Genomic DNA, 22,741 nt, shown 5'->3' on the forward strand with positions numbered 1-22,741 from the left:
CCGACCGTGCCGAGATCGAGATAGAGCTTGAAGATGCGACGCACCAGCGCAGCATCCTGCTCGACGGTGATGAGCTGCTTCTTCTCGCTGCGATAGCCGAGGGGGATGGGACCACCGACCCAGAGACCTTTGGTCTTAGAGGCAGCGATCTTGTCGCGGACGCGTTCACCGATGACCTCACGCTCAAACTGGGCGAATGACAGCAAGACATTCAAAGTCAGCCTGCCCATGCTCGTTGTTGTGTTGAACGACTGGGTCACAGAGACGAATGAAACGCCGTGCTCATCGAAGAGCTCAACCAGCTTGGCAAAATCTGCAAGCGAGCGCGTCAGCCGGTCAACCTTGTAGACGACGATGATGTCAATGCGTTTCGCTCGAACCGCATCGAGTAATTGCTGCAGGGCAGGGCGTTCCAATGAGGCGCCAGACAAGCCGCCATCATCGAAGCGATCGCCAATCAGGTTCCAGCCCTCATGGGCCTGGCTCTTGATATAGGCCTCGCAGGCTTCGCGCTGAGCATCGAGCGAGTTGAAGGCGAGGTCGAGATTATGCTCGGTCGATTTGCGGGTGTAAATCGCGCAACGCTGCGGCTTGGTTGTGGCGGGCGTGATCATGGCGACACCCGGCCGGGTGGGCGTTGCCGGAGACCAAAGAAGCGCGGGCCGTTCCAGGTCGTGCCGGTAATGCGCTTGGCCAAGGTCGAGAGGCTGCGATGGGTCTCACCATTCCAAAGGAAGCCATCGGGAACGATCACGACCTCATGGCTAACTCCATCATGCTCGCGCACCAGCACGGATCCTGTCTTGATCCGTCGACGGGTCTCCTGACCCCGCGCCAGCTTTGCCAGGTGGCGTGCCAGTTCGGCGTTGAGCTTGCCGAGTTGCTGCTCTTGCATGCGATGAGCAACCAGGCGCGCGACCATCTCGCGCGAGAGGCCGGCGGGAGCTGAAGTGCGGTAGAGTCTGCGGAAGCGGCCGCGCAGCTCATCGAAGCCCAGCGTGGAGAGGCTCGTCAACTCGTCGGTCAGTCCCGATACCGTGGGCTTGGCCGTCCTGGGCTGCCTGATCGGGCTCATTGGGCCTGCCTCGCAGCGATACGGTAGACCGAAATCCTCGCGCCATCTGCGGCAACGCCCATTTCGATCGCGATGGCGTATCCGCGCTTTCGCAAGCCGGTGAGAGCTGCTCGTACGGTATGAGGCTGCCAGTTCGTTACTGATACGAGTTTAGTCAGGCTGACGCCTTCCGTTGCCTGCAGCAGATCGAGCACGATGCCAAGTTTGCTGCTCGGACGCGGGGCTGAAATCACGCCGGTGGTGATGGCTACCGGAGGTTGGGATAAAGCGGCTGGCGCGGTCTTGCTGGTTCGACGCAACATGATGATCTCCTCGGGGCAGACGGGGTCATCCCCGTCACCACCGCGACCCCGCCGCGGCGCCAGGCCGGCAGGGTTGCCTCAGAAGATCGGCGCGTCTCGTCGCGTCGCCATGGACACCAATGCTTGTTGTGCGAACGAAGTCCAGTCGATTGAGCGGTTAAAAACCGTCGGCGGCTGTCAGATCTGACGTTGATCCTGAAGTCCCCCCACACTTCCGCAGTTGGTCGATTGTGTTGAAGAAGTCGGCGTCGGCTTGGCTATCGACTGAGGCTGTGTGGCTTTGTGAGAGAGGTGTTCGCCCTCATGCCGCTAGGGGCAGTGCTCCGGCCGGCATCAGCTTCGCCATTTTCCTGAGGTTCTGGGCGGTGGCTGCGAGGAGGAACTCGTCGCGGGCGCCGCACGGTCCTCGCAGGCGCAGGCGGTCGAGCTTGAGGATGCGCTTCAGGTGCGCAAACAGCATCTCGACCTTCTTCCGCTCGCGTCGCGAGGTGACGTAGGCATCAGTGGCGGCAATGTCTCGCGCCATGTTGCGGGCGCCTTCGTGGATGGAGCGGAGGACCTTGCGAGCAGGATCTTTCGGACAGCACTTTGGCTTCAGGGAACAGGCGTCGCAGTCGCTCTTGATCGCCCGGTAGCGCATGAGGCCTTCAGGATCGATACCGTCGCGCGGCACCGCGAAGGGCCTGCGGAACTGCCGCAGCTCGTGGCCGCCCGGGCAGATGTAGAGATCGCGATTGTGATCATAGGCGAAGTCGGAGCGGCTGAAGGTGCCGTCCCGGCGCCGGGATTTGTCGAACACCGGAATATGCGGCTCGATCCCGCGCTCGTGCACCAGCCAGGCCAGGTTCTCGGCCGAGCCATAGGCGGCGTCTGCGACCAGCTTCTCAGGCCAGGTGCCGAACCTGTCCTGGGTGCGCCCGATCATGGTTCGCGCGGCGCCGACCTCGGCCTGCCGCACGGCCGTGGTCGCCTCGACGTCCATGATGACGGCATGCTTGAGGTCGATCAGATAGTTCGTCGCATAGGCGAAGAAGGCCTGCCCACCATGGGCGGCTGTCCAGCGCGCGGCAGGATCGGCCGGCGAGATGAACTTCGGCACGACCGGCGTCGCCGCGCCGAAGGCGGCATCGTCCAGAACGGCCAGATACTCGCGCACCGCATGATTGGCGGCCTCGGGCGTCAACCCGTCCTTGCCGGGCACGCCGGTTTGGCGGTTGGCGTCGGCCTTGATCAGGCTGGCATCGACGGCAAATCCCTCGCCACCGACCAGCCCTTCCGCCATGCAGCGTCGAACCGTCGTCTCGAAGACCTCGCGCAGCAGATCGCTGTCGCGGAAGCAAACACGACAAGCCCGGATGGCAGGTCAGGTCCTGGCTTCTCGCCCTTGCCGCGCCGGGCTGCCGCCCGGCCCTGCTAAGGCATTTCGGGCGTCACCTTCTCCCAGCCGTCACCCGGATTGAAGCTCAGCATCCGGTCGGCGATGTAGCGTGTGTCGCGGCCGAGATCCTTTTGATAGACCGTTCCGGCGTGACTGATCAGGAAGCTCGTCAACCCGGATCTCGCATACTCCGCCGGATAGGCCAGGAGGGCAAAACCGCCGATCATCTTGCCTCTTGCGAGATAATCGATCTTTCCTCCGGGAGCCGCCGGGCCCTGTCTTGTCAGGATCTTGAAATAGTAGCCATGGAAAGGCTGCCGTCCCTCATCAACCGTGTATCCCAAAGACGCCGCCCGGGCGGCGAGCTCACCGAGAGGACTCTGCTCCTGCCCGGGTTCTGTCGGCCAATACAGACCGTCTTTCATACCAGGCCGGCTTACGATTCTTTGCGCATAGACACCTGCGCCCTGCGAACCAAGATTCTTCGTCGCATACTCCTGTTGCGCATCGAAGAAGGCCAGGCTGGTTTGCACGGCATCAAGCTCGTTGCGGCCGATGCGACGGGCGACGATCTCCTTTCGGCCCATCTCGACGTCGAATTTCCAGCCATTATCTGAACGCACGATCGGGATCGGGAACGGGAAGTCGTCCTGCCCGACCAGAAGAGTTGCCGTCGCGTCCTTTTCGCTGATCGAGTGCCGATTGTCGTAGGCCGCGAGGAAGCGCTGGCGATCGCTTGCATCCTGGACCTCGTCACCGGAGAACAGGATCTCGCGTCCGGAGATCCCGAGGATTTTGCGAAAGCGCGGAAAATTGTCGTCGCGGGCAGCAGCCACCAGCGCTGTGGCCGCCTCATCTGGTGACTTGAACAATTCCTGCGCTCGCGCTGCCGTCGAAAATGCGGCAACTCCAGCCGCGCTCGCGCAGAGCAGGCGAACAAGCAGATGCACTGCTGGCCATGTGAGGATCATGGAACTGCATCCCTGTTGAGTAAACCCGCCCTGAAGGCGCCGGTGGTGTGTCAATGTCGGCCGGTGCCCGCCGGCACGCGCGCGCCCGAGGCCTGCCATTGGTCGAAGGTCTGAAACGGAATGCCGAGCTGACGGTAATCGACCCGCAGATAGCCGTCCGCGCCGCGCCAAACGGCGGAAGGTGCCACGCGCTGAACTTCCTGGGCGATCACGCCGACATAGGTCATCGTGGAGCCGCCATATTCGAAGCGATAGAACCCGAGCCCGCTGTCCATGTGCCCGAGCAGCATGACATGGTTCTTCAGCTGGATGTCGGATCGACGCCCACCGCCGCCGCCCCGGCCTCCGCCTCCACCCCGGCCTCCGTCGCCACCAAAACCGCCGCGCGACATATGAGCGCCGCCGCCGCCGCGCATGGCGCCGCCACCGGCATGCATGGTCCGTCCACCGCCGCCCGGCGCACGAGCCATGCTCGCATGCCCGCGCTGTGCCTGGAGGTTCGCTGCCCGGCCTGGCTGCATGTTGCTGAACGCGCTGTCGCGCGTCGGCGCGCGGCGGTTTGCGCCGGCGTCGGGACGCCTCGGCTCGGTTGCGGGTCGTCCCGCTCCTGCACCGCCAGGCCGCGCGCGATCTCCGCCGCCGGGCCGATCCCCTCGATTCCCCGCTCCTGCGCGGTCGCCTTGCCCGCGATCGGGTCTATTGGCCGCATTTGCACGGTCGGCGGGTCGTTGCTCGGGGCGGGCGGCCGCCCCCGCATTGCCACGATTGCCGCCCGGCTGCAGCACCTGGTCGCCGCTGCGCCCGCGAAAATCCATCCTGCCTTCGCTGCCGGCGCGCAGATTTTTGTTCGCAAATTTCTGCTGGACTGCATTGTTGCGATACTGGACGCCGTGGCGATGCTGGGGATTATGCTCCCAATGGGTCACACGATCGCGGTTGATATTGATGTTGTTGTTGTTCCAGTTGACGTTGCCGCCCCAATAATTGCCGTTGTTCCAGCGCCCTAGCGCATAGCCCGCGCCGAAGGCGAGGCCCGTCGCGACGACACCGGGGGCGATGTAGCCCGGTGCCGGGAAGTAATAGGGAGGATAGGCCGGATCGGGCCAGGTGCCGTAGACCACCGCCGGATCGTAATAGGGCACATAGACCGTGTCCGGTTGGGCAGGCTCGATCACGATCGTCTGCCTGCCACTCTCCTGCCGGACCGAAACTGTCTGCTGGGATCCAGAGGACAGCTTTTTGGCGTCATAGGCCCGCGTCCTCATCCGTTGGACGCCGTCTATGATATCGGGCTGCTGGGCCAGGACCGCATCGCCGAGCTTCTGCGTCCAATTCAGGTTTTTGCTCATCATATCGAGCACGGCGGGAGTCGCGACCAGGGATTTGACGCTGACATCCCAGGGCTGCTGCTCGGCGGCGGCCTTCAGCTTGTCGCCTTTGAGATTCTTGTTGGCCGTTACCCACCGGTCCGCCTGCACCACCTCAAGCGGATAAGTCGATGCCATCAGGACCTGCGCCAGCAACGTGTCCGGATAGAGCGCGATCGGCGCCACCAGTGCATCGAGTTGAGCCCCGGGCAGAAGCTGCTCGCTCTGACCCGTCTCAACTCCGACCGGTGGTTGGGGCTGCGCAGGAGGCGGCGCTGTCTGTGCGAGCGCCTGAGACATAAACCCGCTCGCGATGACGCTGGCGAGAACCGTCAGCAGATGGTTGGTTTTCCTGGCCAAGCGCGCCTCCGCACAAACATCTCCCGGGCCAGTGGCACGGTCGCGATCATTTCCTTGCTGGTGGCCGGCTCGCCGCCTGCGGCGCCGCTTGCAGCGCACGAGAAGCCTCGACGTTTTCACGGCCCGCGCGCATTGCTTCGCTCATCCGGCCATTCTGCATCATGTCGTGATCCTCAAGCAGAACATCCATCGCGCATCCGGCTGTCCGGTTGCAGGCCGTTGCCGGTTGAGCACCGAGGGTCCACAGGATCGCTCCGCCGACAATTAGGCACATGATGCGAACAATTTGATTTGCCTGCATTTTATAGACTCCGCAGATCATCAACGATGAACTCAACTTGAATTATCTGTATAGGTCCATTTTTTCGATGCGGTTACAGGCTTTATATCAGTAGTAAAATTGCATGTATTTTTGCCCGAGAGTGCGGCAAGTACTATCACATTCCCGAAAACGGGCACCCTGTCCCTAAGGACAATACGCCGGCTTCTTTCCTTGTGCTGAGCTTGGCCTCCGGCCGCTGAAACGCGGATCGCGCGATCGGAGGAAGGATTCGCGATGGCCTCTGCAGTTCAGGAATCCCGTTCGATCGATCATTTCTTCTCGGCTCCTTCCGGCCGCACGGATCGCTGGCGGGACCTTCACGCGGTCGCGCGCTCCTGGTCCAGGGGTGAGACGGCCCGCAGCATGGTGGAGGCGACGCTCCAGGAGCTCGGCGCGATCGAGGAATTCCATGCCTTCCCGGGCCGGGAGCTTCTAGCCGCCCTGCGGGAGCGGTTGCAGAGCGACGATGCCAGCGGCTTTCTCGCCCTGGCCAAGCGGATTTCGGTCGCGATCATCACGGGCAATTACAAGCACGATTCCAAGGAGTGGCAGGCGGTCGATCTGTCGATGGCGGATCCGGTCGACATGCTTCCATCATCGCTGGGAGAGTCATCGACCTATCGGCCTTATTTCGAGATGCTGGCGGTGACACCGGCGCCGATGGCGCGCTGGCCGCATATGGCTGCGGAATTCCGCCGGCTGCGGCGGCCAGAGGACGCTTTCGTCTACGAGACGGTGATGGTCGGCAGTCTGGAGGATGCGGTCTGTGCGGCCGTGCTCAACCCGAACATCGCCGCCGTCGTCATCTATGAAGGCTTTGCGTTGAAGTCGCGGCACGATGCCCCGGTGCTGCGTAGCGTGCTCGCCGCGCAGCAACCCTATCTCGACAAGGCCGATGAGGCCGATCTGGCGCTGCGCCTCGCGGCCGGACTCAAGGCCATCCGGCCCGAACTCGACATCTACCTTTTGTCGGACCGCCGCGTCGAGAAGCTCGCAGGCGACCCGCGGGCCGCCATGATCCGCCGCGTCATGTATCAGATCGAGGAGCCGCTCGAACTTCATCTCTCGGTGCTCGAAGGCATCGAGGCGCGCTACGACACGCCGTTCTTCGACAACCTCAAGCGCTATGCGCAACGGCCTGTCGCCACCTTCCACGCCCTTCCGATCGCACGCGGCAAGTCGGTCTTCCGCTCGCCCTGGATCCGCGACATGGGGCAGTTCTACGGCATCAATCTCTTCCTGGCGGAAAGCAGCGCCACGACCGGCGGCCTCGATAGCCTTCTGGAGCCGACAGGCAACATCAAGCGGGCACAGGAGATGGCGGCGCGCGCGTTCGGCGCCGACCAGGTCTTCTTCGTGACCAACGGAACGAGCACCTCCAACAAGATGGTGCTGCAGGCGCTGATCGGGCCCGGCGACATCGTCATCCTCGATCGCAACTGCCACAAATCCCACCATTACGGTCTGATGCTGTGCGGTGCCCAGCCGTTCTACGTCGAGGCCTTCCCGATGACGGAATTCTCGATGTACGGAGCGGTGCCGCTGCGCACCATCAAGAAGGCGCTGCTGGACCTCGAGGCCGAAGGCCGCCTCGACCGCGTCAAGATGGTCGACCTGACCAATTGCACCTTCGATGGCCACATCTACAACACCCGGCGGGTGATGGAGGAATGCCTTGCCATCAAGCCGGACCTGATCTTCCTGTGGGACGAGGCCTGGTTCGGCTTCGCGCGCTGGTCGCCTTTCCTCAGGCCACGGACCGCGATGGGCGCCGCCGCCGATATCGAGGCATGGGCACAGGATCCCGACGCGGCCATCCAGCACAAGAAGCAGCGCGAGGGGCTCGGCGCGAACCCATCCATCGAAACGCTGCTCGATACGCGCCTGGTGCCCGATCCCGCCGCGCTCAGGCTGCGCGTCTACCAGACCAATTCAACGCACAAGTCGATGTCGGCAATCCGGCAGGGGTCGATGGTGCTCGTCAGGGATGTCGACTTTCACAGGGTCGAGGCGCAGTTCCACGAGGCCATCTTCACCCATGCCTCGACCAGCCCCAACCAGCAGCTCATCGCCAGCCTCGACGTCGCACGCCGGCAGATGGAGCTGGAAGGCTACGGGCTGGTGATGAATGCGATCGAAGTCGCGCTCGACATCAGGCACGAGATCGCCGTGCATCCGGTCATCTCGAAATACTTCAGGGTCGTGGGCGCCGACGGGATGGTCCCGCGCGAGTACCGAACCAGTGGCTTCGTCGATTTCCTCGCGCCCGACACGCATTGGGACGATCAGCTGCGCAGCATGCGGGAAGACGAGTTCTGCCTCGATCCGACCCGCATGACGCTGGTCTGCGGAACAGCGGGTTTCGATGGCACCTCGTTCAAGGGCCTGCTGGCCGCTCAATACAACATCCAGGTCAACAAGACCTCACGCAACTCGGTGCTGCTGCAGTCCAACATCAACAACACCCGCAGCGATGTCGCGCTCCTGATCGGCGTTCTGCTCAAGATCAGCAATGAGATCGAGGCGCGCCTGCGCCGGGGCGGCGAGGACGAGCGCAAGGCCTTCGCCGCTCGCGTGCACAGCCTGATGAAGAATGTGCCCGACCTGCCGAATTTCAGCCGGTTCCACGACGCGTTTCGCACGGATGCCGGCAAAACCACCCCTGAGGGCGACATCCGCACTGCCTTCTTCTCTGCCTATAAGGAAGAGAAGTGCGAGTATCTGCGCATAGACAGCCCCGAATGCGACCGCCGCATCGACAAGGGTCCGGCGCTGATCTCGGCCAATTTCGTCATTCCCTACCCGCCCGGCTTCCCCATCCTCGTGCCCGGTCAAGTCGTCACGCATGAGACGATCACCTTCATGCGCAAGCTCGATGTGAAGGAAATCCACGGCTACGAGAAAGCAAAAGGCCTCAAATTGCTGAAGCCGGACGTCCTCGCAAGCAAGAAGAAATGAGAATGCCAGGCAAGCCCAAGCTCTAACGGGCTCGCCGGCAAGCCGGCGGCCTCGAACTCCAGCAAGAGGGGATCGGAATGTTCGACTGGTTCGTTAGCACGTTACGCAGTTACCCCGAGATCGCTCTCTTTCTGTCGCTGGCGATCGGCTATTACGTCGGCGGCTTCGCCTATAAAGGCTTCAGCTTGGGCGCAGTGACCTCGACGCTCATCGCCGCGGTCGTGATCGGGCAGCTCGGCATCACGATCTCCCCCAATGTGAAATCGACGTTCTTTCTGATGTTCCTGTTCGCGGTCGGCTACGGCGTCGGACCCCAGTTCGTCCGGGGCATCGCCAAGGACGGCGCGCCGCAGGCGATCTTCGCGGTCCTCGTTACCGTGTTCTGCCTCGCGGTTCCCGTCATCATCGCCAAGTTTGCCGGGTACCATCCAGGATATGCAGCTGGCCTCTATGCCGGCTCGCAGACGATCTCGGCCTCGATGGGCCTGGCGACCGACGCGATCAACCGCCTGGGGCTCTCTGCCGAGCAGACCAAGGAATATCTCGACGCGATGCCGGTCGCCTATGCGGTTACCTATATCTTCGGCACCGTGGGCTCTGCCATGGTCCTGGCGCTGCTGGGACCGAAGCTCCTCGGCATCGATCTCGTCCAAGCCTGCAAGGACTACGAAGCACGGCTCGGCGGTGGCGCGGAGCTTGGCGGCCCCGGCTCCGTCTGGCGGCGCTTCGAGTTGCGCGCCTTTCGGGTGCGTAGCGGCGCCAAGGTTATCGGGCTGCGCGCGGCGGACGCCGAAGCGCTCGTGCCCGACGCGCGCGTGTTCGTCGAGCGTGTGCGGCGCAATGGCCGCATCGAGGACGCCACAACCGACACGATCCTGCAGGAGGGCGACATCATCGCCATCGCAGGGCCGCGCGATGTTCTCGTCAACCTGATCGGCCAGAACGCCGATGAGGTCGAGGATCCGGAACTTCTCGATGTGAAGGCCGAAGGCGTCGATGTCTACGTCACCAGCAAGGACGCCGACGGCAAGACCCTCGCCGAACTCTCGCAGATGCCTGCGGCACGCGGCGTCTTCCTTCGAAAGATCGTTCGAGGCGCCACCGCCGTGAACATCCCCATCCTGCGTGACACCGTCATCCACCGCGGCGACATCATCACCATCGTCGGCCGGACGCAGGATATTGCCGCGGTCGCCAAGGTCATCGGCCATGCCGACCGCCCGAGCGACGTCGCCGATGTCGCCTTCATCGGTGCTGCCATCACGCTCGGTGCGTTGGTTGGCGCGCTCGTCTTCAAGGTCGGAGGCGTCCCGCTGACGCTGTCGACCGCGGGCGGCGCGTTGATCTCGGGCCTCGTCTTCGGCTGGCTGCGTTCGGTGCGTCCCGTCTTCGGCCGCATTCCCAGCTCGACCGTCTGGTTCATGAACTCCGTCGGCCTCAACATCTTCATCGCCGTCGTCGGCATCTCCGCCGGCCCGGGCTTCGTCAAAGGGCTGCAGACGCAAGGGGTCGGCCTGTTTCTCTGGGGTGCGCTCGCCACCGCCATCCCGCTGATCCTCGCGATGCTCGCCGGCAAGTATGTGTTCCGGTTCGATCCAGCCATCCTACTCGGCGCCTGCGCCGGCGCTCGTACGACAACGGCGGCCCTCGGCATGATCTGCGAAACCGCAGGAAGCCAGGTTCCGGCGCTCGGCTACACAGTGACCTATGCCGTCGGAAACACGCTTCTGACCATCTGGGGCATGGTGATCATCATGCTTCTGGCCTAGCGGCGCCTCGAATTCATTCGATTTCATTCTTGTCGGGAGAACGTCATGGATCCTGTCACCCTGCGGACCTTCGAGAAACTCAGCCCCTTCGAGATCAAGGACGAGCTCATCCGTCTCGCCAAATTGACCTCGCAGGAATCCTCGATCGCTCTTCTCAATGCCGGCCGCGGCAATCCGAACTGGGTGGCGATGACACCGCGCGAGGGTTTCTTCCTGCTCGGGCAATTCGCGATCACGGAGAGCCGGCGCGTGATGAACAAGCCGGCCGGCATCGGCGGGATGCCAAAGGCCGATGGCATCGCCAAACGTCTCGAGGACTGGCTGGCGGAACACAAGGATGCGCCCGGCGCCACCTTCCTGGGCGACATGGTCTCCTTCGCGGTCAAGAAGTTCGACTTCAAGCCGGACGCCTTCGTCCATGAGCTCGTCGACTCGATCATCGGCGACAACTATCCGGTGCCCGATCGCATGCTCGTCCATAACGAGCGTGTCGTTCATGAGTATCTGATGTGGGCGATGTGCGGCGATCCGCGCCCATCCGGCCAGTTCGACCTCTACGCCGTCGAAGGCGGCACGGCCGCGATGTGCTACATCTTCAAGTCACTGAAGGCCAACCGCCTGCTGAACGCGGGGGATACGATCGCGCTGGCAACGCCGATCTTCACGCCCTATCTCGAAATGCCGCATCTCGAGGATTACGGGCTCAACATCGTCTCGGTGGCAGCGCCGCAGGAGAACCGCTTTCAGTTCACGGATGAAGAGCTGAAGAAGCTCGAGGACCCCAAGGTCAAGGCCTTCTTCGTCGTCAACCCGGGCAATCCCTATGCGGTTGCCCTGAGCGAAGAGACGATCGCCAAGATCGTCAAGCTGGTCGAGACGAAGCGCCCCGATCTCCTTCTGCTGACCGATGATGTCTACGGGACCTTCGTGAAGGGCTTCCGCGGCCTGCTTGGCGCACTGCCCCGCAATACGATCGGCGTCTACTCCTACTCGAAATATTTCGGCTGTACCGGCTGGCGGCTGGGCGTCATCGCCATCCATCGTGAGAACATCTTCGACAAGGCGATCGCCGCTCATCCTGAGAAAATTTCGACGGCGCTCGATTCCCGCTACGGGCCTCTGACGCTGAAGCCGCGCGACATGAAACTGATCGACCGCATCGTCGCCGACAGCCGCGACATCGCACTCAATCACACCGCCGGGCTCTCGTTGCCGCAGCAGGTGATGATGTCGATGTTCTCGCTTTCCGAATTGATGGACGAGGCCAAGCTTTACCAGAAGACCTGCATGGGCATCGTCAGGGCGAGAGCCGAGCGGATGATCGAGGGGCTGGGCATCGAGGTGCCCGAAAACCTGCTGCATGATCGCTATTACGGCCTGATCGACTTCGAATTCTGGGCCAACAAATATGTCGGGCCGGAGGTCGTGGCCTATATGAAGGAACACGTTCACCCGCTCGACATCGTGTTCCGGCTCGCGGAGGATCACGGCATCGTGCTGCTCAATGGCGGCGGCTTCCACGCGCCCGACTGGTCGGTTCGCGTCTCCTTCGCCAATCTCGACGACGAGGTCTACAGTCAGATCGGGCGGGCCACGCGAGCGGTCGCCCGCGGCTACCGACAAGCCTTCGATGCCTACAATCTCGCCCTAACCAAAACGAAATCGCCTGGCGGCGCGGTGCCCGCCAAAGTGAAGTGAACTAAGGCCGCATTACGCGCAGCAGCTCCATCGGGCTGTCGACCGGTTCGTCTCGCCGGTCGATCATCCGGTCATTCTGCAGAGAGGTCCGGCATGAATTTCTTGGTGGAGGCCCTGCGGAACAACCCCGAGCTCGCCATCTTCCTGACGGTCGCGCTCGGCTTTCTGATCGGTAGGCTGAAATTCGGGAGCTTCAGCCTGGGTGTCGTCGTCGGCTGCCTGCTGGCGGGAGTGCTGGTCGGCCAGCTCGACATCAAGATCCCCCCGACTGTCAAAGCGGTCTTCTTCGACCTGTTCCTCTTCACGACCGGCTACAAGGTCGGCCCTCAGTTCTTTCGAGCCCTGAAGAAGGATGCGCTTCCGCAGATGGCGCTCACGGTCGTCCTGTGCGTGACGTGTCTCCTGATGGCGCTGACCTTCGCGAAACTGCTCGGCTACGACATGGGCACCGCGGCTGGTCTCCTGGCTGGCGCTTTCTCCGAATCGACGGTCATTGGAACCGCCGGAGAGGCGATCCAGCGGCTCGACCTGCCGGAAGCCGAGCGCCGGGCGCTCGTAAACAATATTCCGGTGGCCTACGCCGTCACCTATCTGGTCGGGACAACCGCGCTCGTCTGGTTCCTGCCGAAGGTCGGCCCCAAGCTCATGGGCATTGACCTGCGCGACGCCGCTCGCAAAGCCACGGCAGCATCGCATTCCGACAAGACGGGCTCGCCCGGCGAGGCCGATGGCATCACATCGGCTGCTCGCCTGTTCGATGTGCGCGCCTATCGGGTCGAGAACGCCCAACTGCTTGGCAAGACGATTGCGGAACTGGAAGCCCGGCCAAAGAAATCTCGCGTCTTCGTCCTGCGCGGCCGTAGTGGCGATGTCCTGTTTGATTATGCCTCGGAGCATCGAGTCCGGGCCGGCGACGTCATCGCGGTGATGGCACGCTTCGAGGTGCACGCAGCACGCGGCGATGTCATCGGCCCCGAGGTCAGCGACCCCGAGCTGCTGGACATTCCGCTCGAAGCGCTCGACGTCATCGTGACAAGCCGCAAGCTCGACGATACGTCGCTGGCCGAACTGGCCGAGGGTCAGTTCGCACGCGGGGTCTTCCTCGCCAAGCTGACGCGTTCGGGCATCGCCATGCCGGTGATCCCGACGACGCGGCTCAATCGCGGCGACGTCATGTCCCTGGTAGGCCCCCTGACGGAGGTTGAACGCGTCGCAGCCGTGATCGGCTATTCGGACAGACGGACGCCGGCGACCGACATGGTCTTCGTAGGGCTGGGGATTTTCCTGGGAGGCCTGTTCGGCCTGCTCTCGATCGGCGTCTGGGGGGTGCCGCTCACACTGACCGCCAGCGGCGGCGCCTTGTTCATGGGCCTGCTCTTCGGCTGGCTGCGTTCCGTCTACCCGTTCTTCGGCCGCATTCCAGAACCAGCGATTTGGATTTTCGATACGGTTGGACTCTGCATGTTCATCGGCATCGTCGGGCTCGGTGCCGGCCCAAGCTTCGTCGCCGGCCTGAAAGCGACGGGCGTCAGCCTTGTGGCCGTCGGGCTGGCATCGTCCCTCATCCCGCACACCGTCGGGATTCTGTTCGGTCGCTACGCTCTCAGGATGGATCCGCTCATCGTGCTGGGCGCCTGCGCCGGTGCCGGCACGATCACCGCCGCCCTCAGGGCCATTCAGGACGAGGCCCAAAGCAGCATCCCGGCTCTCGGCTACACGGTCCCCTATGCCATCGGCAATATTCTTCTGACAGCCTGGGGCCCCGTGCTGATTGCGCTGATGACAATCTGATCGAACGTTCGATGGGACATGTCCGTCAACGTTCGATCCTGACGCCTTTGGCTACTCGGCATCGCACCGTCTCGTAGGGCCTACCCCGAAGAACGATTGATGGAGGTAACAATGAAGCTGCTTATCGCTATGTCCGCACTGGTCGCGACCTTCGTCTCAACCGGTACCGAGGACGTCAGTGCCGCGGTCTACTGCCAGTACGTCAGCTATCCTGCTGGCTGTATCGCACGCCCTGGCGTCGTGCTCCGGCCAAGGCCGGTCGCGCGTGCCGTGGCAACACCGGGTGTCGGCGCGCCAGGCGTGGGAGTGCGGGCGGGAACGCCGATGAATCGCGGTGGTCCGGTCAATCGGGCGGGAAGGCGCTGAAAGCGCCTGCTCGGCCGTGTCCGGCGGAGCTCCGCCGACGCTCCTGGCGCCAACTGGCCAGTCCAACTCAGGTTGGGCTGGCTATTGCGCCGGGCGCGCAAGCTTGCGCGATGCGTTGAGCAAGGAACAGAGCCATGGACAGGAAGGCGCCGAACCTTCGCGATCCGATCGAACCCTCGACCTTGATCGACAGCGCGATTCGAATCGGGCTGGTGGGCCTGCTGGTCTACGCCTGTGCCCGGATCGTCTTGCCCTTCGCTTTCCTTTTGATCTGGTCGGCGATCCTGGCGGTGATGCTGCACCCGCTCCATCTGCGTCTGGCGCCGCGGCTCGGACATCGCGGCTCGGCACTGCTGATCGGCCTGATCGGCGTGGCTCTGATGCTGGGGCCGATGGTGATATTGGTGACATCATTGGCGACGTCGCTCTATTCGGCGATTTCGAGCTTGCAGGCCCAGGGTGTGACGATGCCGCAGCCACCGCTATGGCTCGACGGCACCCCACTGGTCGGCAAAAAGCTGACGGAGATCTGGACACTCGTCGCTTCCAACCTGCCCGCTGCACTCTCAAAATATGGCCATCTGGTGAGTGGCCCAGTGGCATGGCTCGCCTCCTTCGCCGGTGACCTCGCCATCGCCGAATTGTCGTTCGTCGCTTCTTTCGCGATCGCCGCCGTGCTCATCGTTCACGGCCAGAGGGCGGCCGGGTTTGCCCACCGCACGCTCGAGCGGATTACAGGAAGTGACGAGCGTGCCGCGCGCCTGGTCACGTTGACCGCCGCCACGATCCGCGGTGTGGGCCTCGGCGTCGTCGGCGTGGCGCTGATACAGTCGCTGCTCCTTGGCTGCGGCTTCTTCGCCATCGGGCTCCCGGCAGCCGGTCCGCTGACGCTTGTGGCGTTGCTGCTGGGCATCATGCAGATCCCGTTGATCCTGCTGACCCTGCCCGTTGTCGGTTACGTCTTTTATTTCGAGGCAACGCAGCCGGCGACCATCTTTCTCATCTGGAACATTGTTGTCGGTCTCAGCGACAATATCCTCAGGCCGCTGGTTTTGGGCAGGGGCCTCGAAGTTCCCATGCCGATCATTCTTATTGGAGTTCTTGGTGGATTGATTGTCGATGGCCTCCTCGGCCTGTTCGTCGGCCCTGTCCTTCTGGCTGTCAGCTATGTGTTATTGACCGAATGGCTGCAGAATAATTCTGTGTAATTCACTCATTTTACTGAAGTTATTGCGTTCGCGCAGGTGCCTTCCTTTGGCGGGAGCGACGCAAAGGCGCGTTGCCAGAATAAACTGAAGCGAAATGCCGTAAAGTCTATCGTCCATTGGCCGATGAAGGATATCCACCGGTGGACCTTTCCTCGTGGAATATGGTCAATCAAGCGACAAACGAACAGGGGAACAGCCTGCCGAAAAGCGGGATTTTCCAGCGTAAGGAAACAACTCCAGCGTCGCCTATACGCCGTTAACGTCCAATTGGGGTAGGGAGCGGAAGTCGTAATTACCAATGAGGAATGTCCGCTTTCGGGCAACGCGCCAACTTCCGCTTGTGGCGGTGCGCGGCCTCGCGCCTTTACTCCGTCCGAGCGCCCCGCTTGGGTGGAGAGCTGAAGTTGCTCGCACGAGCTAGGCGCGCTCCGATTGCGCTTGTCCGTCGTCAGATAATTTGAGACCGTTTTTGTTTCTCAGGAACGGAGGTTCTGGCTCATCTAGGTTTGAGGTTATGCGGCCTGCAGCCGATGCTGCAAGCGTCTCACCTGGATAGTCTGGCGCTTGATCCTTTCGCGTTCGGTGAGGATGGCCTGCCCGCGGCTGAAGTAGACATCGGCGGGCGTGAGGTTGCCGAGGCTCTCGTGGTAGCGGTCATGGTTGTAGTGCTCGACGAAGGCGGCAACCTGCCGTTCGAGATCGCCGGGCAGATAGTAGTTTTCTAGCAGGATGCGGTTCTTCAGGGTCTGGTGCCAGCGCTCGATCTTGCCCTGCGTCTGGGGATGATAGGGCGCGCCGCGAACGTGTTTCATGCCCTTGCCGTCGAGCCAGGAGGCGAGGTCGGCAGAGATGTAGGAACTGCCGTTGTCGCTCAACAGCCTGGGTCGATGAGCGACCGTGATCTGGTCGAGCCCCGCTGCCGCCAGAGCCAGATCGAGCGTGGCGGTGACGTCGTCTGCCAGCATCGCGGCGCAGAGCTTCCAAGCGACGATGAACCGGGAGAAGTCGTCGAGCACGGTCGAGAGATAATACCAGCCCCAGCCCGTGATCTTCAGGTAGGTGAAGTCGGTCTGCCAGAGGTGGTTGGGCGCCGTCGTCTTTTCCTTGAACTCGGACGCCGCTTTGATGACGATGTAAGCCGGGCTGGTGATGAGATCATGCGCCTTCAGCAGCCGATACACCGAGGCTTCCGAGACGAAGTAGCGCTTCTCGTCGGTGAAGCGCACCGCCAGTTCGCGTGGGGTCAGCTCTGTCTCGCGCAGCGCCAGGTCGACGATCTCGTCCCGGATCGGGTCGGGAAGCCGGTTCCAGATACAATCCGGCCTCGAGCGATGATCGGCGAGCGCCTCGACCGCGCCGGAGAGATAGTGATCGTACCAGCGATAGAACGTGGCGCGGGGAATGCCGAGCTTGTCCAGCGTGCGTCGCGCTGGCAGGTGCGAGGCTTCCACGAGCCGGATGATCTCGGCCTTCTCGGAGGCAGGATATCTCATGTGTCGTCTTCCCCATCCGCCAGCATGCTTTTTTAAGCAGGCGGTTTTCCAGGGTGAGATTGGCCACGGCCTCCTTCAGGGCCTGCGCCTGACGACGCAGTTCCTTCACCTTGTCCGACGTTGCAGCGCGGGCGGTGTCACCGGCGAGACGGTGCTTGCCGACATAGAGGCACTCCTTTGACCAGCCGTAATACATCGACGAGGCGATCCCCTCGCGCCGGCACAGCTCGGCGATGCTCTCCTCGCCGCGTACGCCTTCCAGCACGATGCGGATTTTCTCTTCCGCCGAGAACTGCAGGCGCGTCGCTCGGCGGATGTCCTTCACGACCTGCTCTGCCGGCGCTTTCTCCGGCCCGGATCTCTGTCTCATCTACGCTCCTGAATGGCTGCGATGATCCAGAAATCCTCCCTTCCCGAAACCCCTAAACTGTCTCAAGAGCGCTGACGGCGGACAGAAAGCGGTCTGCGCGCCTCGAAAAAGATGGGGAGCAGCTTGATCTGCGCTGGCCTTGGGAAGGCAATCGGATCAGTATCGACCATACCAAACTACCTCGTGTACCCATGCGTAGACGTTGAGTTGCAGGATGCCGTGTTGGCGTGAGCCCCGATATCTTGGTCTAGATAATGCGGACATAAGCTCTCAACCATTTTAATGTCATGAGGTTGATCATGAATGTGTCTTTCGAAGCTGGGATGGCTATCCTGGAAGCTTTGGCCGATAGTAATTATCATAAAACCATAGATCAACTTGATTCTCATACGAATTTTGAACGAAAAAAACTTTATGAAACATTAAGAGTTCTTGAAGAATCGCGATACATATCAATATCTCACAATTCAAAAATTGTTACACTTTCTCCAAAATTGTGGAGTCTGGGATTTTGCTGGAAGGCTAAGGCGGATCTAAAGCGCGTTGCGGATTACCATCTTTCAGATCTCGTAATGAGCACAGGCGAATCGGCTTGTCTGGCAATCATTGCAGACAGGGAGATTGTCATTGCTGCCGGATTGAACGTGCCTGAGCCAGCAGGAGCAGAATTCGAGGTCGGCACAAAATTGCCTGCCGTCGCTTGCGCAGGAGGAAAAGCGATCCTTGCTTTTCATCCTCTCGAAATGACTGGCAAGTTGGAAAAATGCACTCTTGCAACAATTTCATCGCAGCATGATCTTGGAGCGTTACAGCGCGAGCTCGAGGAGATTCGCCTGCAAGGATATGCCGCTCACTGGAATGAATTCGACGGAATGAAATGCGAGATTGCTGCTCCAATCAGATGCGTCGGCGGAGTCACCGAAGCGGCAGTCTGCATATCGGGATCGTCCAGCCGACTAACTCGGGAAGCCATCCCGGCAATGGCGGAGCGCGTCCTGGCGACTGCCGAGAGGATTTCGCGTGACCTGAAACTCCCAAGAACCGAGGCCGCATATGAGATCTGAAAGCCCTGTCGTCTTATTTGTGCAGTCAGCATGTTAAACGTCGCTAACATCCCGCCCCAGTTTGAGGTGGCGAGGATCTTCCTTCGGAGTGCTTCCCGGTGAGACCTTACAGCGTTTGCTGTGGAATGTAAGCGGCGGGGCCCGAGAGGTGACGTCTGCTTAATATGGAACGAAACTGCAAGTTCATGTCATCAAGCAGCATGGCCGGAATGCCTCCGGAATGAGTACGTCCCAGGTTTTCAAACGCAGAGTGTATCATGTGGGGGGCTATGATCCTGCGCCGCCATCGGTGGTGTTCGACCGTTTCGCCAATGAGTTGCGACGTTTCGAACGCGCCTGGAGTGTGCGCGCGACAATTTCTGAGCTAGAAGCTGACGAAGATCTCGCAAGTTGGCGGGTGTATACGGCAGGGCCAAACTGGCGCACCGAAACCGAGTTACGCTTGGTTCGGTGGGATGATTTAATAGCCGAATCGATAACGCGCTCCGCATGGGGTCGCTTGAAGTGTAGCGTGGTAGCCTTTTTTGATTTTCTTAGCGCAGGAGCGCTCATCGCCTATCTTAAATCAAATTGGCGTTACGCTATATTTTTCGTTTATCCATTTTTGATTCTATCAATTGTTATAATAATTTCTATGTGGGCGGCATATTTCGTTTCTGAATTAACAGGTAGCATTTTCTGGGGTGGAGTTGCTTTTTTATTTGTAGGTTTCTTTCTGATGCGCGCGTCCAGCCGCTGGCTATATATTGATCTTCTTCTGGACGATTGGATTTTTGCGCGCCATTATATTAGATATGGTAATGACACTTTGGATAATCGGATACAGCGGGTCGCCGCGGAAATCGCAGCCAGTTCTCAAGACGAAGCTATAGACGAGATTCTCATTGTCGGGCACAGCTTGGGCGCTGTGCTTGCAATAGACCTTCTTGATCGCGCCACGAAGCTTCAACTCGGGCACCGCGCCGCCGGAAAGCTGGCGTTCCTTTCGGTTGGAGGCTCTATTCTCAAGATTGGCCTTCACCGCGCCGCACGCCGATTTCGCGCAGCGGTTGGGCGCGTCAGCGCAAATCCCGACGTGTTGTGGGCGGATTACAGAGCTCGTTCTGATGTGATGAACTTCTATGGCGCGGAGCTTCTGCGAGATTTGAAGCTGCCTGCCGCTGCCTCTCCAATTGTTCGCAATGTCAGTATTCGTCGGATGATTGCCCCAGAACGCTATCCGCGCATCCGAAGGAACTGGTACAAGATGCACTGCCAGTTCGTTAGGGCGAACGATAGGCGGGCCCCCTACGACTATTTCATGTCGATCTGCGGCCCGATCTCCGCGGAGCAGAGCGCACGATTGGAGCGAGGTACCATGGATTTATTCGGCGCAGACGGTCAATTGATCGAATTAGATAGCGGCCCAGAAGAATTCAACGCCGCCGGGGCCATGAAGCTATGACCCTTGCCGTTGCCAAGGCGATTTATCTGGTCCTCGCAATTGGTTGGTACGTCATCCGCATTCCACATGAGCGACGTTCTCGCCGGACGCCGGTTTTCCGCTCCGCGCGTGGGCTCAGGGAGCGAATCCTTTTGAGCATCTCTTTCACCGGCTTAGGGATATTGCCTTTTACCTATGTGGCATTCGGATTCCCGCGGTTTGCAAGGTACGCATTCCAGCCCACATTGGCCTGGGCAGGGGCATTTCTCGCTGCCGCATCATTGCTTCTGTTTTATTTGACCCATCGCGCCCTCGGCCGAAATTGGTCCGTTTCCCTCGATCTTCGAGAAAGTCATAAGCTAATAACTTATGGCGTTTACACCTACGTTCGCCACCCCATGTATACTGCCTTTTGGCTTTGGGCTGTGGCGCAAGCGCTCCTTCTACCGAACTGGATTTCGGGACCCGCCGGACTCATTGGTTTCGGAACGCTCTATTTCTTCCGTGTCAGGCAAGAAGAAAATCTGATGAGCGCGGCGTTCGGCGACGAGTATCGGAGCTACATGAATCGTACAGGCCGCGTTGTGCCGCGTCTTTACATCGCTCATCGGCCACGCTAGCGAGCCGTGACGATACGAAGACACGGCCGAAAACAGTTGGTACACGTGTCGTTTGGCAACCATAATTCAACGCAGCCAAGCCGGCAGGTTTCGTGCCAATTGAAATCGCCCACGGCATCTGAGATGATAATGCGTGCCGCACGATAACTCGTATTTTTCGGCACCATGTTGCGCAGTTGCACTAGAATGACGATTGCGCTGACCTGAAAGTGGGCCTGTTTAACCGAGGGCGAACCGATGAAAAAGATCGTAGTGTTGGCGGTAGCTGTTGCACTCATTAGCGTCGGCGGGTGTGCTTCCATCGGTAAGGGCAAGGGTAAGGCTCCGCCTCCCGCTTATGCCCCCATCGTAACCAAGGGCTAGCAACGTCTATAAAGAAAGCGGTCGACATCTCGGCCGCTTTCTCCTTTGCAATAGCGCGCGCGACGTTCGGGCTGTTGAGAGCGGGCGCCAGAGCGCTGAGCGTGATCGGAGCCTGTGATGCAGTTTGCCACAACCTCTTCATTCCGCTCTTTCCTATTCGCTTACGGACTAGCGAGCGCCCTGCTGACGTTTGGCCCCGGCACTGCGATGGCGCGAGACCCTGCCGGGGGCGAGTACGGAAGCCATGCGGGCACATCGACGCAAGTGGCGTCTGCCCCACGCTCGCCATCCGCCTCGCGCGAGAGAGCGCGCTACTATGTCGAGTTTCGCTCCCGCTACGCCCTGAGCTATGGGCACACATTTCTGGTTCACGGGCGCCTCAATGCCAGGGGTGAAGTCGGTCCGGTAACGGCAGATCAGGTAGCCGGCCTCCACCCGGCAGGTGATGGGCCGCAACTCTGGTCTGTTGGGCACGTCGTGCCGGTCCCGGCTGAAACGGGCGCCAGCGATGGCGACACCGAGGATCAGTACATCTCCAATCGCTTTCGCGTGGTGCTAGACGACGCCCAGTATCGGAGGGTCCTAGCTTACATCAAGAAAAAGCAACGGACGGCAACGATGTGGCACGCCGTTCTATATAATTGCAATCGCTGGGTTGGAGAAGTTGCGACATTCATGGGCATGATCGCGCCAGATAATACGATGCTATACCCGTCTGATTACATTTCGAGTCTTCGCGGTCTCAACTTTCGTAAATTTTCCGAGCCTCAATTTTCATCGCACGGCGTTCGGTAGACTGTGAAAGCCGCGTGAACGACGCCGCATGCCTCGTTATCGACCTTATCGCAGCACTATGACAGGAGCTCCCACCCGAACGCGGCCAAACAGGTCGATGATGTCGTCATTGTACATTCGAAAACACCCATAAGACGCAAAAGTCCCGATCGATTCGGGTCTGTTCGTTCCGTGAATGGCGTATTGCCCGCCACCGGAAAGCGTCATTGCTCTGGCCCCCATGGGATTCCGCGGGGAGCCGCCCGCTATGACGTCGGGAATATTCGGGTTGTCACGCTTTATTTCGTCCGGCGGCGACCAGGCTGGCTCAACATACTTGCCCTCGATCTGAACCGTCCCCAGCCATTGCTTCGCTGATTTTCCGACCGCTACGCGATATCGAATAGCCCTGCCGTCTTCCAGAATGAGATACAGTCGCCTGTCCTTCGTACGGATGACGATAGACCCTGGCTCTTCCTTGCCGATGTAGGCGACGATTTCCCGGCCGCTGGCAGGCGAGGCCGCGAAAGGCGACACCAGCATGAGTGCCAACAACAAGGCTCCGCCATCGCGCATTTCATTCACCCCGCCTGCTAGACACTTACTCGGCTAGGCCAAGCTGCTAGCCTAGCCTCGTATCCCCAAACGCCTTACCTATTGTAAAAGCGAAGCTGCATTTTTCAGAGTTTTGATCTTTGATTATATAACGAACGTAATGCGCGGCGACTGCAAATCGCGTGCTGGCTGGCATCGGAGAGCTCCGCCGTCCCTCAGGTCCAGTTGCCCATCATTTGCGACCGGCCTCTCTGAGAACAGCGTTGAGCGTTGAGTTATGACTGAGATCGACTAGTGCGGTCGGCATTATCAGTGAGCGTTTGGATTGCCACTCGGTCAGATAACCAGAATGCGGCCGTTCCTAATGCCCCAAGGGGCAGCTTCGGCCATCGTGTCGCCGCGTGAGCTGGATTGCCGGAAAGCGGACGTTCCAGACGTCAGCGAGGGGCCAACCCATGACCGTTACGCGGTAAACCGCAAATGTCTCAGATGGGTCGCCAGCAGACCTCGGAGG

Annotated in this window: 18 protein-coding genes and 1 pseudogene; 10 read left to right on the forward strand and 9 right to left on the reverse strand. The window is 60.7% G+C overall.

Going from position 1 to position 22,741, the window contains the following annotated elements:
• The 7 genes and pseudogenes from AC1D2L_RS23630 to AC1D2L_RS23660 all read right to left on the reverse strand — a co-directional run.
• The coding region (locus AC1D2L_RS23630) for a recombinase family protein (RefSeq protein ID WP_476848351.1) at positions 1–614 on the reverse strand (614 nt) is incomplete at its 3' end.
• On the reverse strand, positions 611–1,075 hold the full coding sequence (locus tag AC1D2L_RS23635) for a DUF2924 domain-containing protein (RefSeq protein WP_476848352.1): 465 nt from the start codon (positions 1,073–1,075) through the stop codon (positions 611–613). The genes AC1D2L_RS23630 and AC1D2L_RS23635, both read right to left, overlap by 4 nt.
• On the reverse strand, positions 1,072–1,377 hold the full coding sequence (locus AC1D2L_RS23640) for a DUF3489 domain-containing protein (RefSeq protein ID WP_476848353.1): 306 nt from the start codon (positions 1,375–1,377) through the stop codon (positions 1,072–1,074). The genes AC1D2L_RS23635 and AC1D2L_RS23640 overlap by 4 nt, the downstream gene beginning before the upstream one ends.
• A gap of 301 nt (positions 1,378–1,678) precedes the next feature.
• Positions 1,679–2,713: pseudogene (locus tag AC1D2L_RS23645) on the reverse strand (transposase); the annotation flags it as partial.
• A 77-nt stretch (positions 2,714–2,790) separates the two neighbouring features.
• A complete protein-coding gene (locus tag AC1D2L_RS23650; RefSeq protein WP_476848354.1) occupies positions 2,791–3,726 on the reverse strand; it encodes a DUF2950 domain-containing protein in 936 nt (311 codons plus the stop codon).
• A 50-nt stretch (positions 3,727–3,776) separates the two neighbouring features.
• Positions 3,777–5,552 carry a DUF3300 domain-containing protein gene (locus AC1D2L_RS23655; RefSeq protein ID WP_476848355.1) on the reverse strand — a complete coding sequence of 592 codons (1,776 nt, stop codon included), beginning with the start codon at positions 5,550–5,552 and terminating at the stop codon, positions 3,777–3,779.
• Entirely contained in the window at positions 5,500–5,790 is a 291-nt protein-coding gene (locus tag AC1D2L_RS23660; protein WP_476848356.1) for a hypothetical protein, read from the reverse strand. Before AC1D2L_RS23660 ends, AC1D2L_RS23655 begins: the two co-directional genes overlap by 53 nt.
• 219 nt (positions 5,791–6,009) lie before the next feature.
• Here AC1D2L_RS23660 and AC1D2L_RS23665 point away from each other — a divergent pair, with 219 nt between their 5' ends.
• The 6 genes from AC1D2L_RS23665 to AC1D2L_RS23690 all read left to right on the forward strand — a co-directional run bounded on the left by AC1D2L_RS23665 (position 6,010) and on the right by AC1D2L_RS23690 (position 15,565).
• Positions 6,010–8,733: a decarboxylase gene (locus AC1D2L_RS23665; protein ID WP_476848357.1), complete on the forward strand. Its 2,724-nt coding sequence runs from the start codon at positions 6,010–6,012 to the stop codon at positions 8,731–8,733.
• Between the two features lie 77 nt (positions 8,734–8,810).
• A complete protein-coding gene (aspT, locus tag AC1D2L_RS23670) occupies positions 8,811–10,502 on the forward strand; it encodes an aspartate-alanine antiporter (protein WP_476848358.1) in 1,692 nt (563 codons plus the stop codon).
• 45 nt (positions 10,503–10,547) lie between these two features.
• Positions 10,548–12,200 carry a bifunctional aspartate transaminase/aspartate 4-decarboxylase gene (locus tag AC1D2L_RS23675; protein WP_476848359.1) on the forward strand — a complete coding sequence of 551 codons (1,653 nt, stop codon included), beginning with the start codon at positions 10,548–10,550 and terminating at the stop codon, positions 12,198–12,200.
• Between the two features lie 93 nt (positions 12,201–12,293).
• Complete coding sequence (gene aspT / locus AC1D2L_RS23680; RefSeq protein ID WP_476848360.1) at positions 12,294–13,991, forward strand: aspartate-alanine antiporter; 1,698 nt, start codon at positions 12,294–12,296, stop codon at positions 13,989–13,991.
• Positions 13,992–14,102: 111 nt separating this feature from the next.
• Positions 14,103–14,357: a hypothetical protein gene (locus AC1D2L_RS23685; RefSeq protein WP_103875814.1), complete on the forward strand. Its 255-nt coding sequence runs from the start codon at positions 14,103–14,105 to the stop codon at positions 14,355–14,357.
• Positions 14,358–14,491: 134 nt separating this feature from the next.
• Positions 14,492–15,565 carry an AI-2E family transporter gene (locus AC1D2L_RS23690; protein ID WP_476848361.1) on the forward strand — a complete coding sequence of 358 codons (1,074 nt, stop codon included), beginning with the start codon at positions 14,492–14,494 and terminating at the stop codon, positions 15,563–15,565.
• Between the two features lie 512 nt (positions 15,566–16,077).
• Here AC1D2L_RS23690 and AC1D2L_RS23695 read toward each other — a convergent pair.
• Positions 16,078–17,428 (reverse strand): IS3 family transposase gene (locus tag AC1D2L_RS23695; protein WP_476848362.1). Its coding sequence is split into 2 segments (ribosomal slippage): positions 16,078–17,092 and positions 17,091–17,428, totalling 1,353 coding nucleotides; the frame shifts between segments, so codons are not numbered across the junction.
• A 299-nt stretch (positions 17,429–17,727) separates the two neighbouring features.
• On the opposite strand from AC1D2L_RS23695, the gene AC1D2L_RS23700 reads away from it, so the two are divergent.
• From AC1D2L_RS23700 to AC1D2L_RS23715, 4 genes are all read left to right on the forward strand, one after another.
• Positions 17,728–18,492, forward strand: a complete 765-nt coding sequence (locus AC1D2L_RS23700; RefSeq protein WP_476848363.1) for an IclR family transcriptional regulator — start codon at positions 17,728–17,730, stop codon at positions 18,490–18,492.
• A 220-nt stretch (positions 18,493–18,712) separates the two neighbouring features.
• Entirely contained in the window at positions 18,713–19,936 is a 1,224-nt protein-coding gene (locus AC1D2L_RS23705; protein WP_476848364.1) for a hypothetical protein, read from the forward strand.
• Complete coding sequence (locus tag AC1D2L_RS23710; RefSeq protein ID WP_476848365.1) at positions 19,933–20,535, forward strand: protein-S-isoprenylcysteine O-methyltransferase; 603 nt, start codon at positions 19,933–19,935, stop codon at positions 20,533–20,535. The genes AC1D2L_RS23705 and AC1D2L_RS23710 overlap by 4 nt, the downstream gene beginning before the upstream one ends.
• A 237-nt stretch (positions 20,536–20,772) precedes the next feature.
• Positions 20,773–20,898, forward strand: a complete 126-nt coding sequence (locus AC1D2L_RS23715; RefSeq protein ID WP_476848366.1) for an ABC transporter — start codon at positions 20,773–20,775, stop codon at positions 20,896–20,898.
• Between the two features lie 840 nt (positions 20,899–21,738).
• Here AC1D2L_RS23715 and AC1D2L_RS23720 read toward each other — a convergent pair.
• Entirely contained in the window at positions 21,739–22,215 is a 477-nt protein-coding gene (locus tag AC1D2L_RS23720) for a L,D-transpeptidase (protein ID WP_476848410.1), read from the reverse strand.
• Positions 22,216–22,741: the final 526 nt, after the last annotated feature.

Source organism: Allobosea sp. P1_B10 (genome assembly GCF_056406735.1).